Source organism: Collinsella aerofaciens (genome assembly GCF_040915545.1).
Taxonomy (GTDB): Bacteria; Actinomycetota; Coriobacteriia; order Coriobacteriales; family Coriobacteriaceae; genus Collinsella; species Collinsella aerofaciens_BE.
In genome coordinates, this window is sequence record NZ_JBCPDH010000038.1 from 1 (window position 1) to 15,156 (window position 15,156).

Sequence of the window (15,156 nt, forward strand, 5' to 3'; positions counted from 1 at the left end):
CGAAAGGGCGCTGACCTTTTGGTCGCGCCCTTGAAGTTGAACGTCAGATTGTCCAAATGCGGCCCGCGCAGCGTCGACTGGTTACGGCGTTTGTAAAACGCCGTAACCTACTGAATGAGCATGGCGTCGCCAAAGCTGAAGAAGCGGTAGCGCTCCTCGATGGCGGCGGCGTAGGCATCCATGATCTGGTCGCGGGTGGCAAGCGCGCTTACGAGCATCATGAGCGTGGAGCGAGGCACATGGAAGTTCGTGATCAGCGCGTCGACCACATGATAGGTCGAGCCGGGCATGAGGTAGAGCTGCGTTGTCGCGTTCTCGCGCACCACGATGTCACCGCGGCCAAGTGTATCGGCCCCGTCCTCGCGGCCCTCAAAATAGCGCGCCGTCACGGCCGGATCGGACACCGGCGCGTCCGCGTCAAAGGCGCTCTCGAGCGAGCGCACTGCGGTGGTACCGACAGCAATCACGCGATGCCCCTCGGCCTTAGCCTTATGCACGGCGTCGACAACCTCCTGCGACACGTGGTAGCGCTCGGTGTGCATCACGTGCTGCGTGGGGTCGTCCTCCTCCACCAGACGGAAGGTATCGATACCCACCTCGAGCTCGACGGCGGCAAACTTGGCACCCTTGGCCTCGATGGCAGCCATGAGCTCGGGAGTAAAATGCAGACCCGCCGTGGGAGCAGCGGCCGAATGCTCCTCCTTCATGGCGTAGACGGTCTGGTACTTCTCGGGATCGCCCTCGTAATCGGTAATGTAGGGCGGCAGCGGCACGTGGCCGGCAGCATGGATGGCCTCGTCGAGCGTGCGCGGCTCGCCGGCGGCATTGCAACCGGCCGGCTCAAAGCGTACCAGGCGGCCGCCGCGGCTATCGGTGACAAAGTCGACAACCTCGGCCGTCAGCACCATGGGAGCCCCCTCGGGCGCATGGGCGCCACCGGCGCGATACTCAATATGAGCACCGGGCTTCAGGCGCTTGCCCGGCTTGACCAAGCACTCCCAAACATGGCCCAGCGGATCCACGTCCTCGCGGCGCTTGAGCAGCAGAGTCTCGACCACGCCGCCCGAGCCGGCTTTGCGACCGATCAGGCGAGCCGGCATCACGCGCGTCTGATTGATGACGAGCACGTCGCCCGGCTCGATATAGTCGATGATGTCGCGGAAGATGCGGTGCTCAACGGTACCGCCGTGCTCCAGCGGCGTTCCCGCCTGGGAGCCCTTGCGATCCACCACCAGCAGGCGGCAGGAGTCGCGCGGCTCGGCAGGAGCCTGGGCAATCAGTTCCTCGGGAAGGTTGTAGTCAAAATCATCGGTACGCATAGACACGTCGGATACTCCTTATATAGCTAAAGTCCGCTCTACATCCTAGCAGGCTGACGTCCCAAATGAACTACTTTTTGGCGGCTTTGCGCTCGTCGCGGATACGGGCGCGGTCCATGGCCGCCTCGATAGCCGAGAAGCGGCAACCACAGTAGTTCTGCCGATACATGCCAAGCTCGCGCGAACGGCGTGTCGCCTCGGGGTAATACGGGCGAAAATCGCGAATCACCGGGGTGAGCCCATGTGCCGCCGCCAAGCGCTCAAGCACGTCATTGCAGGTATCGAACAGCTGGTACGGCGAGACGGCGAGCGTCGTGCCCACAAACTCAAACCCGCGCTCCTGGGCCACGCGGCACGCCTCGGCCAAGCGCAAGGCATAGCACGCGCGACAGCGACGAGGCCGATCGGCGCCCAGCGGTGCCACGCCGGCCTCCCAGCGCTCGCGGTCCTCCCCCGCCTCGATGAGCTCAATGCCGCCATCGGCACACCACCGGCACAGCTCGTCCAAGCGCCGCTGCCATTCATCGCGCGGTTGAATATTGGGGTTGGTCCAGCAAATCGTGGGCTCAAACCCTTCCTCGCGCAGCAGGCGGACCGGCTCAAGCGAGCACGGCGCACAGCACGCATGCAGCAACAACGGCTTCATCGACATCTCCTCACCCAAAAAAGCGCACGCCGAAGGACGTATCCTCACAGGCGACAATGCGGCGGTCGCGCAAAATGGTCCGCACGTAATACCAGTCGCCCACACAGCCCGACAAATGCAAGCCGGCCGCCAGGTAGCACAGCAGCGGATAGCCCGAGAACGCAAACCCCAGGGCAAACGCTGTCGTCACAACAACCGTCGGCGCCAGGCAAACTGCCACGTACCGCCGGCGCGAATACACCACGCCCTCGGCGCAGGCATAGATCATCGCCGTCTCGCGATTCGCCCCAAAGGTCACCTGCGCGCCCGCAGGCGCCAGCAGCTTAAAAAACGCACCGTGCACCAGCTCGTGCACGGCAAATGACGCCGCCGAAACCGCAGCCAAGCCGACTATCCAGCCCAAGACCGTGGTCCAGCCGCCCGCGTCAGCCGCATCCAGGTCCGCAGGCCCGCCCAGCAGCATAAACACCGGCACCAGGCACACGGCAAATGCGCCAAGCACCGCCATCCCCCACACAAAGCAGGCGTGCAGAAAATCCTCGTCCTCAAACGCATGTATGTTGGAAATCTCATTCATAGCATCTTAGGATAGCGCCCCTGCCACGTACCCGTCCGCATGTGCGATAATGTCGAACGATATGCACGAATTGACCACCGCGTCGCCAGGCCTTGCGCCCGGCCGCGCTCTCACCATATGCGAAGGAGTCCCATGGCATCCAAATACTCCATGAACGACCGTCCCAGCTGGCCTCGCCGCGCCATCGTTACCGCCGGCGAGCCCTACGGCAACAAGGGCCTTCACTTTGGCCACGTTGGTGGCGTCTTTGTCCCGGCCGACTTCTTCGCCCGCTTCCTGCGCGACCGTCTGGGCCGCGAGAACGTCATCTTCACCTCGGGCACCGACTGCTACGGCTCGCCCATCATGGAGAGCTACCGCAAGCTCAAGGAGAACGAAGGCTACGACAAGTCCATCGGCGAGTATGTCGAGTCCAATCACTCCCGCCAGGCCGCGACCCTCAACAACTACAACATCAGCTGCGACATCTACGGCGGCTCGGGCCTTGAGCCGGCTGCGCAGATTCACAACGAGGTGACCGCCGAGATTATCAAGCGCCTGCATGAGCAGGGCACCATCTCCAAGCGCTCCACGCTGCAGTTCTACGACGCCAAGGCCGGCACGTTCCTCAACGGCCGCCAAGTGATCGGCCGCTGCCCCATCCAGGGCTGCAAGTCCGAGAAGGCTTATGCCGACGAGTGCGACCTGGGTCACCAGTTTGAGCCCGAGGAGCTCATCGCACCCAAGAGCCAGCTCACCGGCGAGGTGCCCGAGCTGCGCCCGGTCGACAACCTCTACTTCGACCTGCCGGCCTACCTCGACTTTATGAAGACCTACACCGCCAAGCTCGCCCAGAACCCGCAGGTTCGTTCCGTGGTCTCCAAGACCATGGAGGAGTGGCTGCTGCCGGCACAGCTCTATATTCAGAACAAGTTCCGCGAGGCCTTCGACGCCGTCGAGGACCAGCTGCCCGAGCACACCGTGCTGGAGCCCGAGGGCAACAAGAGCAGCTTTACCGTCACCTTCCCCAGCTGGAAGGAGCGCGACGACGCCCACGCGGTGCTCGCCAACGGCGGCGTGCGCTTCCGCAGCGGCAAGGCGCTCGTGCCCTTCCGCATCACCGGCAACATCGACTGGGGCGTTCCGGTGCCCGAGGTCGATGGCGTCTCCGACGTCACCTGCTGGTGCTGGCCCGAGAGCCTGTGGGCACCCATCAGCTACACCCGCACCGTGCTCGCACGCGATGCCAAGGCCGCCGGCGTGACCGAGGGCGTCGCCGCCCAAGATGCCGCCCTCATGGGCGAGCCCGCCGCCGATTCCACGCAGGTCCCCGCGCCCGCCTACCAGCACAGCTCGCTCGACTGGCGCGACTGGTGGTGCTCTGACGACGCTCAGATTTACCAGTTCATCGGTCAGGACAACATCTATTTCTACTGCATCGCGCAGACCGCCATGTGGGAGGCCCTGGGCTGGGACCTCACGCAGAGCACCGTCAGCGCCTGCTACCACCTGCTCTACATGGGCAAAAAGGCCAGCTCGTCCTCGCAGACGCCTCCCCCGCCGGCAGACGACCTGCTCAACCACTACACCTGCGAGCAGATGCGTGCGCACTGGCTGTCGCTCGGCCTGTCCGAGAAGCCGGTGAGCTTTAGCCCCAAGGCATACGACACGCGTGTGACCGGCAAGGACAAGGACGGCAACGAGGTACGCGCCTGCGACGACAAACGCGTTATCGACCCGGCCCTTAAGGAGAGCGCGCTGCTGACTGGCGTGTTCAACCGTCTGGCCCGCAGCTGCTTCTACGGCGTCGCCGTCAAGGAAGGCGACGAGAGCCCCTACCGCAACGGCTGCATCCCCGCCGGTGCCGCCTCTGCCGCCGTGGTCGAGGCTGCCGAGCAGGCAGCTCTCGCCTTTGAGCAGGCCATGTACAAGTTCGAGACGCACCGCGCGCTTGCCGTGTGCGACGACTACCTGCGCGCCGCCAACAAGCGCTGGAGCGACGCCTCCAAGGCCGCCAACAAGCTCGAGGGCGAGCCGGCCAATGCCGCGATGACGCAGGCCCTCGTCGACGCCTTTACCGAGCTGCGCGTGGCGACCGTCCTGATGCACGGTATTGTGCCGGCCGGCTGCGAGCTCATCTGTGAGTACTTCGACGTCGACCCGGTCGCTTTCTTTAGCTGGGACAACATCTTTGCCTCCACGGACGAGTTCGTGGAGAGCCTGGACGAGAAGCCCGGCGAGCACCGTGTGAAGCCGCTGCCCCCGCGCTTCGACTTCTTTAGCAAGCACGAGAGCCAGTACTAAAGCACGCCAGCAGCGGCGTGCCCGGAAAGTAGTCAAATTGGGACGGGAAGGAAAGACGGATGTCCAAGCCGCGTCGTCGTAAGCAGAAAAAGCAGGTTAAGCCCGAGCTCAAGCTTAGGCAGTTTGCCGCCACCGAGCTTTCCGACCAGCTTGCCGCCCTTCCCTGCGCCGCCGACCTGCCGCGCTTTATGGTCGACACGGTCGCCGGCGCCTATGCGCCCGCCGATGCTCACCTCATGATCGAGGGCTTCGGCGCCGCGGCCACACGCCCGGTCACGCTGCGCGCCAACACGCTCAAGGCGACCGCCGAGGACATCGCTGCGGCGCTCGATGCCGCCGGCATCGCCCACAACCCCGTCGCCTGGTACCCAGACGCCTTTATCCTGCCCGAGGCCCAGGTTTCCGATCTGTGGGATCTCGACATCTATCGCGACGGCAAGATCTATCTGCAGAGCCTGTCGTCCATGATGCCGCCTTTGGTGTTGGGCGCCCAGACAGGCGAGGACATCCTGGACATGTGCGCAGCCCCTGGCGGCAAGACGACGCAGATCGCCGCCCTCACCCAGGGCCAGGCACACCTCACCGCCTGTGAGATGAGCATCCCCCGCGCCGAAAAGCTCGAGTCGAACCTCCATCGCCAGGGCGCCAAAAACGTGCCCGTCATGCGCATCGACGCACGCGAGCTCGACGAGTTCTTCCGCTTTGACCGCATCCTGCTCGACGCTCCCTGCACCGGCACGGGCACCGTCATCAGCGGCAACGAGAAAAGCCTGCGCGGCCTCACCGAGCAGTTGCTGAGCAAGTGCGCCCGCTCGCAGCGAGCACTTCTGGACCGCGCCATGGGTGCCCTCAAACCGGGCGGCACGCTCGTCTATTCGACCTGTTCGATCTTGCCGCAGGAAAACGAGGACGCCCTGCAAGAGGCCCTCGACAAGCACATGGACTGCGAGCTTATCCCCCTCGACGGCACGCCGAGCGAAAGTGAAACGCGCCGTGCTCAGGAAGCTGGTGAGGAGCCACGCATCGAGTCCAACGCCCTGACCGAGGCCATTGCCGCGGGTCAGGTATCGGCCATCGCCAACGGCCTGCCCGGCACGCTAACCATTCCGCCCAGCCGCGACTTTGAGGGCTTCTACATTGCCCTGATCCGAAAACGCAGCTAGCGCACGGATCCAAAACTCAACAAGCTATCTCTGTGCGCGTTTGCCCTGCTGGTCGCGATGCTGTTTAAGCATCGCGCGCTCTTTGCGTTCGGCTCTTTTGCCCTTAATGGCCGTGACCACAAAGTAGATGACCGCGGCGGCAACGATTGCGGCCACACACAGGCCAATCGAGCCAAACATTGCTGTCAATTCCATACCGCGTCACCTCTCTTTTAAACGGGACTTTCAAGATAGCACCTCGATACCCGCCACCACAGCTCCTTCACGTTCGCCAGCTCTTCGGTCTAACGGATGGCGCGGCGGGGAAAAATCAACTCGTCAAACGATTTAGCATTCGCAATTCCGGCTGCATAGCGCCGGCCGTCATCACATAGAATCGAGCCTCCATGGATACCCTCAACGACCTAAACGAGCGCGTCGACGCCTTCGTCGGCACCAGCTCCTTCGACACGCCTGCCGCGGCAAACGACCAAGCTCCCATCGATGTGCCCGCCGAGGTTCACGAGGATATCGTCGCCTCGGTCGATTTCTCCGAGGTCGAGCTCGCAGACGAGTTCACCGAGCCCCAGGTAGCCGTGACCCCCAACGGACTGCTCCCCATGGAGCCGCTGCCCATCGACGGGCGTTTGCGCAAGGCGGCCCTCCGCATGCCCGACGAGATCGAGGAGGCCAGCGGCTTTACGCTCTTCGGCCGTCGTATCAAATCGCTCATCTACACCACCGATGTCGCGGTTATCCGCAACTCCAACGCCGATGCCGTCTTTGCGGTCTACCCCTTCACGCCGCAGCCCGCCATTACGCAAGCGCTGCTGACCGTCGCCGAGTGCCCGGTCTTTGTAGGCGTGGGCGGTGGCACCACCACCGGTAAGCGCTCCGTGCAGATGGCAGCCGTCTCCGAGATGCAGGGCGCGGCGGGCTGCGTGGTCAACTCCCCCGCCACCGCCGAGATGGTCGAGCACATCACCAACATCGCCGACATCCCCGTCATCGCCACGGTCGTTCGTTGCGACGACGATGCTCACGCAAAGGTGCGCGCCGGCGCCAAGATCCTCAACATCGCAGCCGGCAAGAACACGCCGCAGGTCCTGCGCGAGCTGCGCGAGCACTATCCCAACCTGCCGCTCATCGCGCCGGGCGGCAAGACGTCCGAGAGCATTCGCGAGACCATCGCCGCCGGCGCCAACGCCATCATCTGGACGCCGCCTTCGGCCCAGCAGCTACAGACCGACATGATGCAGCGTTATCGCAAGATGAAGGAAGACGCCACACCTGTCATCTCGCGCGACGATGTGCCCATTATCGACCAGGTCGCCGCCGCCGAGGTCAGCCAGGTCGAGAACATGAATCCCGACGTACCGATTCCCGACGAGGTTATCGAGCGCGTCGCTTCGATCCACGAGCGCGTCGAGGAGCATCGCGCCAACCGCGGCCTCAAGCCGTCACTGCACGGCTTCTTCTTCCGCGGAAAGAAACGTTAGCCGCAACAGCAAGGCCCGCCCCACAAACAACGGGACGGGCCTTGCTGTTATCGAATGTCAGGAGGGACAGGCGCAGCGGTTAAACTGTCAGCCAGCCCACGAACGTTAATCCACGCGCTTGTCGCCCATAAAGAAGAGCGCCACCGTACCAGGTCCGGTATGCGAGCCAATCAGAGTACCGATGTCATTGATCTCAATCTTGCCTTTAAGCTGCGGGACCTGTTCCTCAATCAGCGCCACGACCGCCTCAGCATCCTCGCGGCACGCCGACTGCGACATGATGCACTTACCCGAATAATCTGCACCGTCCTGTACGTGTGCCATCATGGTCTTAGCCATCTCGGAAATCGCGCGCTTCTTAGTGCGGATCTTCTCACGTGGCGACAGCTTACCTTCGCAATCGACCGTCATAAGCGGGCAAATCTTAAGCGCCGTGCCGATGATCGCGCTCGCGGCCGAAATGCGACCGCCGCGCAGGTAGCTCGACAGATCGGTCGAGAAGAACCAGTGGTGCAGGTTGAGCTTGTGCTCCTCGATCCAGGCAGCCGTCTCGTCGAGTGAAGCCCCGCTATCGCGCACATCGGCGGCATATTCCAACAACAGGCCAAAACCCGAAGACGCCGCCAGCGAATCGATGACGCGCACCTTGCCGCCCTCGGGATAGCGATCCGCAAGCATCTGCGCCGCGACGCAGGCCGATCCATACGTGCCCGAAATACCCGACGACAACGTCAGGTGCAGCACGTCTTTACCCTCGGCAACAAACGGCTCCCAAAACTCCTCGTACTCACCCACGCTCACCTGAGACGTCTTGGGCATGGCGCCCGCGGCAATCTGGGCAAAAAACTCGTCCGGCGTAATCGACTGATACAGATCGTCCGTATAGACAACATCGTCGATCTCGTAATGAAAACACACGACAGGGATATTGCGCGACGCAAAGAACTCACGGGTTCGATCGGCGGCAGATTCACAGGTCAGGACAAAATCACTCATATGAGGCTCCTTACTCATTACTGCGCAAATTATCGCACAGTGAGCCTACATACGGTACATATGTCCACTATTTACCAAATCGAAGCAATAATAGCGAACATCTTTACCACCATCGTCTCCACCGACCCCACGCATAAATATCTGAGAAAACACCCTCTGTCGTCTCCACCCAACCGACACATCTACCTTCACTAAATCGATTTACCAAACCGTTCAGCCGACAATTCAGCCGCTGGCGCAAAATCGAAACAAAAGCGGCGCATACTGATAAACGTTTGACGCTGTTTATCAGTTTTACCAGCCCCATCGGAAGGTGTTTCATGGTCGCATTCGATCGCAACCCGCAAGACTTCAAGTATCTGCGCCTGCTTTCGAGACAGTTCCCCACCGAACAATCCGCATTTACCGAAATTATCAACCTCTCGGCCATCCTCAACCTACCCAAGGGCACCGAGCATTTTATGAGCGACGTGCACGGCGAGTACGAAGCCTTTATGCACATCCTCAACAACTGCTCGGGCGTCGTGCGCGAGCATGTCGACGAGATTTTTGGCGACACGCTCTCCTTTGACGAAAAGGGCGAGCTGTGCACGCTCATCTACTACCCGCGCGAGAAGATTGAGCTGGTCCGCAGCCAGCGCGAGGACTCGCCAACTTGGTACAAGACGATGCTTGACCAGCTCATCATGGTCGCTCGCTCGCTTTCAAGCCGCTACACGCGCTCCAAGGTGCGTAAGGCCATCCCGCGCGACTACGCCTACATCATCGACGAGTTGTTGCACACGCACCCGGACGAGAACAACTATCGCGTGCGCTATCACGAGCGCATCGTGGAGTCCATCCTGGAGACCGCCAGCGCCGACGACTTTATCGAGTCGCTCGCTTCGCTCATCAAGCGCCTGGCCGTCGACCACCTGCACCTGGTGGGCGATATCTTCGACCGCGGCGGCGGCGCGGCCAAGATTATGGACCGCCTGCTCACCTACCATTCGCTCGACATCCAGTGGGGCAACCACGACCTGCTGTGGATGGGCGCTGCGGCCGGTGAGCCCGCCTGCATCGCCACGGTATTGCGCAACAACCTACGCTACGACAACTACGAGATCTTGGAGAATGACTACGGCATCTCGCTGCGTGAGCTTGTCGCCTTTGCCGATGCCACCTACACCGCCGGTGAGTCCATCGCCCCGCTGATCAAGGCTATCAACGTGCTGCTCTTTAAGCTCGAGGGCCAGATTATCCAGCGCCACCCCGAGTTCGATATGACCGACCGCCTGTTACTCGACAAGATCGATCACGACACCGGCACGGTCACGCTCGCCGACGGCAGCGTGTGGCCGCTCACGACCAACGACTTCCCCACCGTCGACCCGGTAGACCCCTATACGCTCACGCCCCAGGAGCAGCACATCATCGACAAGCTCGTGTCCGAGTTTGTCACCGCCGATCACCTGCATCGCCATATCGATTTCCTCTTTTCCCACGGCTCGATGTACAAGGTCGCCAACGGCAACCTGCTCTTCCACGGCTGCGTTCCGCTCAACGAAGACGGCACCTTTAGCAGCATGAACTGTCTGGGCACATGGCACGCTGGCCGCGATTATCTCGATTTTTGCGACCACATCGCCCGCCGCGCCTGGCGCGTGGGCGACCGCGATGCCCTCGACTGGATGTGGTACCTGTGGATTGGCTTCAATTCACCCGCCAGCGGACGCCTGGTGCGTACCTTTGAGCGCGCCTATATCGCCGATAAGAGCACCTGGGTCGAGCCGATGGACCCGTACTTTACGCTTACCAAGTCGCCCTCGGTCTGCGATGACATCATGCGCGAGTTTGGCGTCGCGCCCATGGCATGCTCGCCGACCGGCCACATCATCAACGGCCACACGCCCGTTAAAACCACCAAGGGCGAGCAGCCCATTCGCGCCGAGGGCAAGCTGCTGGTCATCGATGGCGGCTTCTGCCGCGCTTACCATCCCAAGACGGGTATCGCCGGCTATACGCTCATCTCGAGCTCGCGCGGCTGCCGCCTCAAGTCGCACCGGGCCTTTACGACGGTTGCCGAGGCACTCACGCGCAACGTGGACATCGAAAGCGAGACCAACCGTTTTGACCAAGCAGACCGTCGCCGCATGGTGAGCGACACCGATACCGGAGCTGCAATTCGCAGCCAAATCCAGGATCTGCGTCAGCTGCTCGATGCATATAGAAACGGTGCTATCGAGGAGCGCGCCTAGCCCCGCCTACGGGGATTGGCTAAACTTGCTGAGTTTGTCATCCCCACGGCGCCCCGGCGCCACCCTAAGGCAGGTACCATGCAAAAGCTCCTTGCGCAGATCATGAAGTTTGGCGTCGTCGGCGTCATTGCCACCGTCATCGACTTTGGCATCATGAATCTGCTCCATTATGGCCTGGGCCTCAACATCCTAATCGCCAACACCAGCGGCTTTATCGTCTCACTCATCTTTAACTACCTCGCAAGCATGAAGTACGTGTTTGCGCACAAGGAAGGCATGAGCCGCCGCCGCGAGTTCATTATCTTTGTCGTACTGTCCGTGATCGGCCTGGTACTCAACGATGGCATCGTGCTGACACTCAACGCCGGTCTGGGGCTCGAGGCCAATATCGCCAAGATATGCGCCACCGCGCTTGTCATGGTCTACAACTTTGTGACCCGAAAGATCTTCCTGGAGGGCGACGAGACCAAATAGCTCGACACCCCTGCAGCATTACGGCGCCCACGTACGACGCGCACTCAGCGCAGTATCGTCCGTGGGTGCCGCTCGTTTACGGGCCATTTTTCAACGTCTGCGGATTAGCTCTTGAAAATTTGACGAGTTCGTATAGTTCTTGGCAAAGACCTTACGTTTCCCTTGCAAAAGCTCTAAAGTATCCTCTGCTCGATTCATCAACGCATTGGATGTGATTACGTGCGCAAGGCGCTGGCACAACCTCATACCAAGCAGTTCCTCAAGTTTGCCGTCGTGGGTCTTATCTCCTTTGGCATCGACTGGGGCATGCTCATTGCGCTCGTCGAGCTGTTCCACCTCGACTTTTTGATGAGCACCACGGTTTCGTTTATCACGTCCGTCGTGGTCAACTACTGGCTCAGCATGAAGTACGTGTTCGACCACCGCGAGGGCATGAGCCGCAAGCGCGAGTTCACGATCTTCACCATCCTGTCGGTGATCGGCCTGGGCCTCAACGACCTGTACATGTTTGTGGGTGTCACGTTTTTGAGCATCGGCTACCAGGCCATGAAGGCCATCGCAACGTTCCTCGTCACCTGGTACAACTACTTCAGCCGCCGCTTCTTCCTCGAGGGTGCACGGTCGTAGTCGATTCACTATTTGCTTGAATGTATAACCGGTTGGAATTCCCGTTCCAACCGGTTTTTTGTTTGCCGAGAGACCCAGCGGCCAGTCCCATTCGCATGAAAAACGGGCGGTCCGGATGTTGGTCCGAACCGCCCGTTTGATGCAATATGTCGAGGCCTCTAGCCTGTAACGTAATACCAGACTACGTTGTCGCCGTTTGAGAGAACGTAGTTGCTGCAGGCCGTCATGGGCGTCGTGCCGTTGACGGAGTACATCCAGCCGCTCGTGCCGCCGTGCTGTTTCTCGGCCAAACCACCAATCGCGGAAACATACGTGCCGTACGACGAGCCGTGCGCGTTGACAGAAAGGCCCAGCGCGCACAGGGCATCGTAAACGGTAGCGCCTTCGTTAAAGGTAAAGGTGCCACCAGAGGACACAGGATTGCCCACGGCGCTCGATGTGACCGAAACCGTCACCGTAACGTAGCTGGACTCCTGTGAGCCGCCCTGTCCGCCCGAGGGAGCACTTCCGCCATAGGAGCTGGAGGCTCCATCAGACGACTGACCGCCGCCCGAAGAAGCACCGCCAGACACATTGGGAGTAACGCCGGCTCCCGTATTCTGGGCAGCGGATTTATCTCCAGACTTCTTGCCGCCCTGACCATCGGACTTCTTGCTATCCGAGCTTTTATGCGATTCCTTGTGCGAAGACTCGGAATCGTCCTTGGCGTCGTTCGAGCCCTTGGACTCGTCTTTTGCATCATTCGATGACTTGGAATCCTCGGAACTGGCCTCGCCCGAAGTCGTAGTCGAGCCAGACGCCCTGGTGTCCTTGGTGACGACGCTCTCCCCCGTCACGGTCTGAATGATCCAGTCGATGGACCAGGCACCGCTTGTGGAAGGATGGACGAAACCCAGCGAGACGACGATCAGAATGGTGCACGCGGCAGTCAGAACGCCAAGGAGCGCCTTGCGACGAGGGGCGGACGCCGCCGAAGCGGCGCCCTGTTGCTTTGCATCGTCGAACTGAATGAACGAGGAGTCGGGCTGTTGCCCGCTGGTCTCCTTGGGCTTATCGGGCATTACCGTCACCCTTGCCGCGCTTGGTCAGCACGAAGACGGCGATGAGCGCAAGGCCAATCACGCCGGCGGCGATGCCAACGATGGCGAGCGGGTTGGTGCCAGTCTCCTGCTCGGCAGTACTAGAGGACTTCTTAGCAGTGGTCGTGGAAGCAGCACCCGTATCGGACTTGGAATCGGACTTCTTGTCGGACTTGCTGTCCTTCTTGTCAGACTTCTTCTCGTCCTTCTTATCGGACTTATCGGAGTCCTTCTTGTTGGACTTGTTGTCTTTGGTCTCGCTCTTGGTCGACACCGTCGTCTTGGTCACCGGCTTCTTGCCCGGGGCAATAGCGCCGCCCTTCGAGCCGGAGCCAGAACCCGCGCCAGCGCCAGCGCCAGTGCCGGAACCAGTACCGATACCAGAACCGCCGCCATTCGAACCAGCGCCGCCATTACCGCCAGGGTTAACGGCATTCTTGGTCCACTTGGCATACAGCGTCAGGTCGGCCGTTACCGACGTGCTAAAGTCATACGCCTGCGTGCAAGCCTCATCGGTATACCAACCGCCGAAAGTGTAGCCATCGCGCGTCGGATCGGCCGGCTTGACCAGCTTGCCATCGGCCGTAGCAACAAACTTAGTGTCGCAAGCAGACCCGCCGTTGGAATTAAAGGCAACCGTCCAAGACTCAACGGCCCCGAGCTTGAACAGCGCGCCCGAGTCATTGATGTAGTACAGGTTGCCAGATGCATCGGCAATGACCGGAGAGTCGCAGTACTGGTAATGGCCAGCCGCATCATAAATCTGCGTCGCCTCTGCATCGCCGAGCGTATAGCGATACACGCCACCACCAGTAGAGTAGTTGACGTAATCCTTGCTATCCGCGCTGTTAACGGTGAAGTACACATAGGTCTTGCCGCCCTGAACACTCACCAGCGGAGTAGCAGCAATACCGTTGAGGCCAGCCGGCAGCGCCTTGCCGTCGGCAGCAGCGACCATCGTGGTCTTACCCGTCTTCAGGTTATAGAGAACCAGAGCAGAGCCAGTAGCTGTCTGTCCGCCGACAATCAGATTGTCACCAGACACCGCAGGGGCGCTCAGATTATTCGTAAGGCCCAGATCAACCGTCTTCTGCTCGCTCAGTACACCCTTCGCCGAAAGCGAAATCACATGGAGCTTTCCGTCGTGCGTCATCTGATAGAAGGTCGAACCATTGGACGGATCGGCAATGCAATCGGCATTTGCAACAGCGCCGAGCTTCATGGTCGAAACGACATCGCCCGTCGTCTTATCAATGCACTTAAGCGTGCCCGCGCTCGTAGGAACGATGGCATACTTATCCGTCAAAGCCGCACCAGTCCAGTAATAGCCCTCGGAAGCGTCAATGTTCTGCCAAGAGACTTCGCCCGTGGCAATCTTGATACGCTTAAGGGAGCCGTTGCCGTAGGTCGCGTTGTAGTTCTCGTCATACGAAATATCGACCGTACCAACATAGACGTACTCGCCGTCCGAAACGACGGTGCAGGAGCTCTGCGTCAAGTCCGTCAAACCGGGCGCCAGCCACTTGCAGATCAGCTTGTCTGCAGTAATCGCCTGGACCGCACCGCCGTTGAGCGGAACGATGATAAGGCCATTGGTATAGATCGGACGAGAGGTATAGCTCACCTTGGAGGCAAGCGGCGCAGAGGCAACCTTTTTGCCCGTGGACGAATCGATCTTAATGAGCTCGTTCTCGGTCGCAATATACACAAAGCCGTTAGCGATGACAGGTTCGCTGCAGTTGGCATACTGCTGACCAGACTCGGCCTTCCAATCGAAGGCCCACTTAAGACCGGCGGCCTGCGCAGGCGTCTTGGCATCCGTTACGGTCGAACCGTTGCCACTGTTGCCGTAGCCGGCCCACTCGGCATTCCAATCAGGAGTCGTCGCATTCGGGTCCACGACAATCTTGTCGGGATCGGGCATGGCCGAATCGTCGGTGGTATAGGCAAGCGTAACCCTATCGCCGCTCTTGAGCGTAATCTGATTGGCGCAGAGTAAGGAGGGCTCTCCATTGATATACAGGTGCCAATATTTATTGGTCGTAGCATCCCAGACATACGGCTTGTGATCGAACGGCGAAGTGATGGAATTCAGGAACCAGTACTCACCACTCTGGGAACCGTTGTACGTAACGCCCTTGGCCTTCAGAACCGTCTCAATAAGGTTCTGGGCAGTAGAGCCTTCGGGCAGAGAAACATTGGTTGATTTCCGATCTCAGCCGAACACATTAGGCGGACAGGCCGTTCCCGCAGCTAGCCGAACGCCCCCGAGGCCCC

General features: G+C 60.6%; 13 protein-coding genes and 1 pseudogene. 6 read left to right on the forward strand and 8 right to left on the reverse strand.

The features are described 5' to 3' along the window. Window positions 1-107 precede the first annotated feature (107 nt). The 3 genes from queA to AB5202_RS09100 form a co-directional block, all read right to left on the reverse strand. Window positions 108-1,319 (reverse strand): tRNA preQ1(34) S-adenosylmethionine ribosyltransferase-isomerase QueA, encoded by a 1,212-nt coding sequence (queA, locus tag AB5202_RS09090; RefSeq protein ID WP_271757340.1) that lies wholly within the window; start codon window positions 1,317-1,319, stop codon window positions 108-110. A gap of 70 nt (window positions 1,320-1,389) precedes the next feature. Next, window positions 1,390-1,965, reverse strand: a complete 576-nt coding sequence (locus AB5202_RS09095; RefSeq protein WP_368144425.1) for an epoxyqueuosine reductase QueH — start codon at window positions 1,963-1,965, stop codon at window positions 1,390-1,392. Window positions 1,966-1,975: 10 nt separating this feature from the next. Continuing rightward, window positions 1,976-2,542, reverse strand: a complete 567-nt coding sequence (locus AB5202_RS09100) for a DUF3267 domain-containing protein (RefSeq protein WP_368144423.1) — start codon at window positions 2,540-2,542, stop codon at window positions 1,976-1,978. 132 nt (window positions 2,543-2,674) lie between these two features. Between AB5202_RS09100 and AB5202_RS09105 the strand changes: the two genes are divergently transcribed. Then, window positions 2,675-4,825: a class I tRNA ligase family protein gene (locus AB5202_RS09105; protein WP_368144422.1), complete on the forward strand. Its 2,151-nt coding sequence runs from the start codon at window positions 2,675-2,677 to the stop codon at window positions 4,823-4,825. A 59-nt stretch (window positions 4,826-4,884) separates the two neighbouring features. Then, window positions 4,885-5,988: an RsmB/NOP family class I SAM-dependent RNA methyltransferase gene (locus AB5202_RS09110; RefSeq protein ID WP_368144421.1), complete on the forward strand. Its 1,104-nt coding sequence runs from the start codon at window positions 4,885-4,887 to the stop codon at window positions 5,986-5,988. Between the two features lie 24 nt (window positions 5,989-6,012). Here the strand turns inward: AB5202_RS09110 and AB5202_RS09115 are convergent, their stop codons facing one another. Next, window positions 6,013-6,183, reverse strand: a complete 171-nt coding sequence (locus AB5202_RS09115; RefSeq protein WP_156327664.1) for a hypothetical protein — start codon at window positions 6,181-6,183, stop codon at window positions 6,013-6,015. A gap of 191 nt (window positions 6,184-6,374) precedes the next feature. Here AB5202_RS09115 and AB5202_RS09120 point away from each other — a divergent pair, with 191 nt between their 5' ends. After that, a complete protein-coding gene (locus tag AB5202_RS09120) occupies window positions 6,375-7,466 on the forward strand; it encodes a beta/alpha barrel domain-containing protein (RefSeq protein WP_368144420.1) in 1,092 nt (363 codons plus the stop codon). Window positions 7,467-7,571: 105 nt separating this feature from the next. On the opposite strand, the gene AB5202_RS09125 is transcribed toward AB5202_RS09120, so the two are convergent. Then, on the reverse strand, window positions 7,572-8,462 hold the full coding sequence (locus AB5202_RS09125; RefSeq protein WP_368144419.1) for a DegV family protein: 891 nt from the start codon (window positions 8,460-8,462) through the stop codon (window positions 7,572-7,574). 320 nt (window positions 8,463-8,782) lie between these two features. On the opposite strand from AB5202_RS09125, the gene AB5202_RS09130 reads away from it, so the two are divergent. The 3 genes from AB5202_RS09130 to AB5202_RS09140 all read left to right on the forward strand — a co-directional run bounded on the left by AB5202_RS09130 (window position 8,783) and on the right by AB5202_RS09140 (window position 11,800). Continuing rightward, entirely contained in the window at window positions 8,783-10,699 is a 1,917-nt protein-coding gene (locus AB5202_RS09130) for a fructose-1,6-bisphosphatase (protein ID WP_368144417.1), read from the forward strand. Window positions 10,700-10,777: 78 nt separating this feature from the next. Further along, window positions 10,778-11,173 (forward strand): GtrA family protein, encoded by a 396-nt coding sequence (locus tag AB5202_RS09135; RefSeq protein WP_368144416.1) that lies wholly within the window; start codon window positions 10,778-10,780, stop codon window positions 11,171-11,173. 219 nt (window positions 11,174-11,392) lie between these two features. Next, window positions 11,393-11,800 carry a GtrA family protein gene (locus tag AB5202_RS09140; protein ID WP_022095123.1) on the forward strand — a complete coding sequence of 136 codons (408 nt, stop codon included), beginning with the start codon at window positions 11,393-11,395 and terminating at the stop codon, window positions 11,798-11,800. Between the two features lie 158 nt (window positions 11,801-11,958). Here AB5202_RS09140 and AB5202_RS09145 read toward each other — a convergent pair whose 3' ends face one another. From AB5202_RS09145 to AB5202_RS09155, 3 genes and pseudogenes are all read right to left on the reverse strand, one after another. Continuing rightward, entirely contained in the window at window positions 11,959-12,861 is a 903-nt protein-coding gene (locus AB5202_RS09145) for a DUF4430 domain-containing protein (protein ID WP_368144415.1), read from the reverse strand. Continuing rightward, window positions 12,851-14,803, reverse strand: a complete 1,953-nt coding sequence (locus AB5202_RS09150; RefSeq protein WP_368144414.1) for an InlB B-repeat-containing protein — start codon at window positions 14,801-14,803, stop codon at window positions 12,851-12,853. The genes AB5202_RS09145 and AB5202_RS09150 overlap by 11 nt, the downstream gene beginning before the upstream one ends. 27 nt (window positions 14,804-14,830) lie before the next feature. Then, a pseudogene (locus AB5202_RS09155) lies at window positions 14,831-15,070 on the reverse strand (DUF4430 domain-containing protein); the annotation flags it as partial. Window positions 15,071-15,156: the final 86 nt, after the last annotated feature.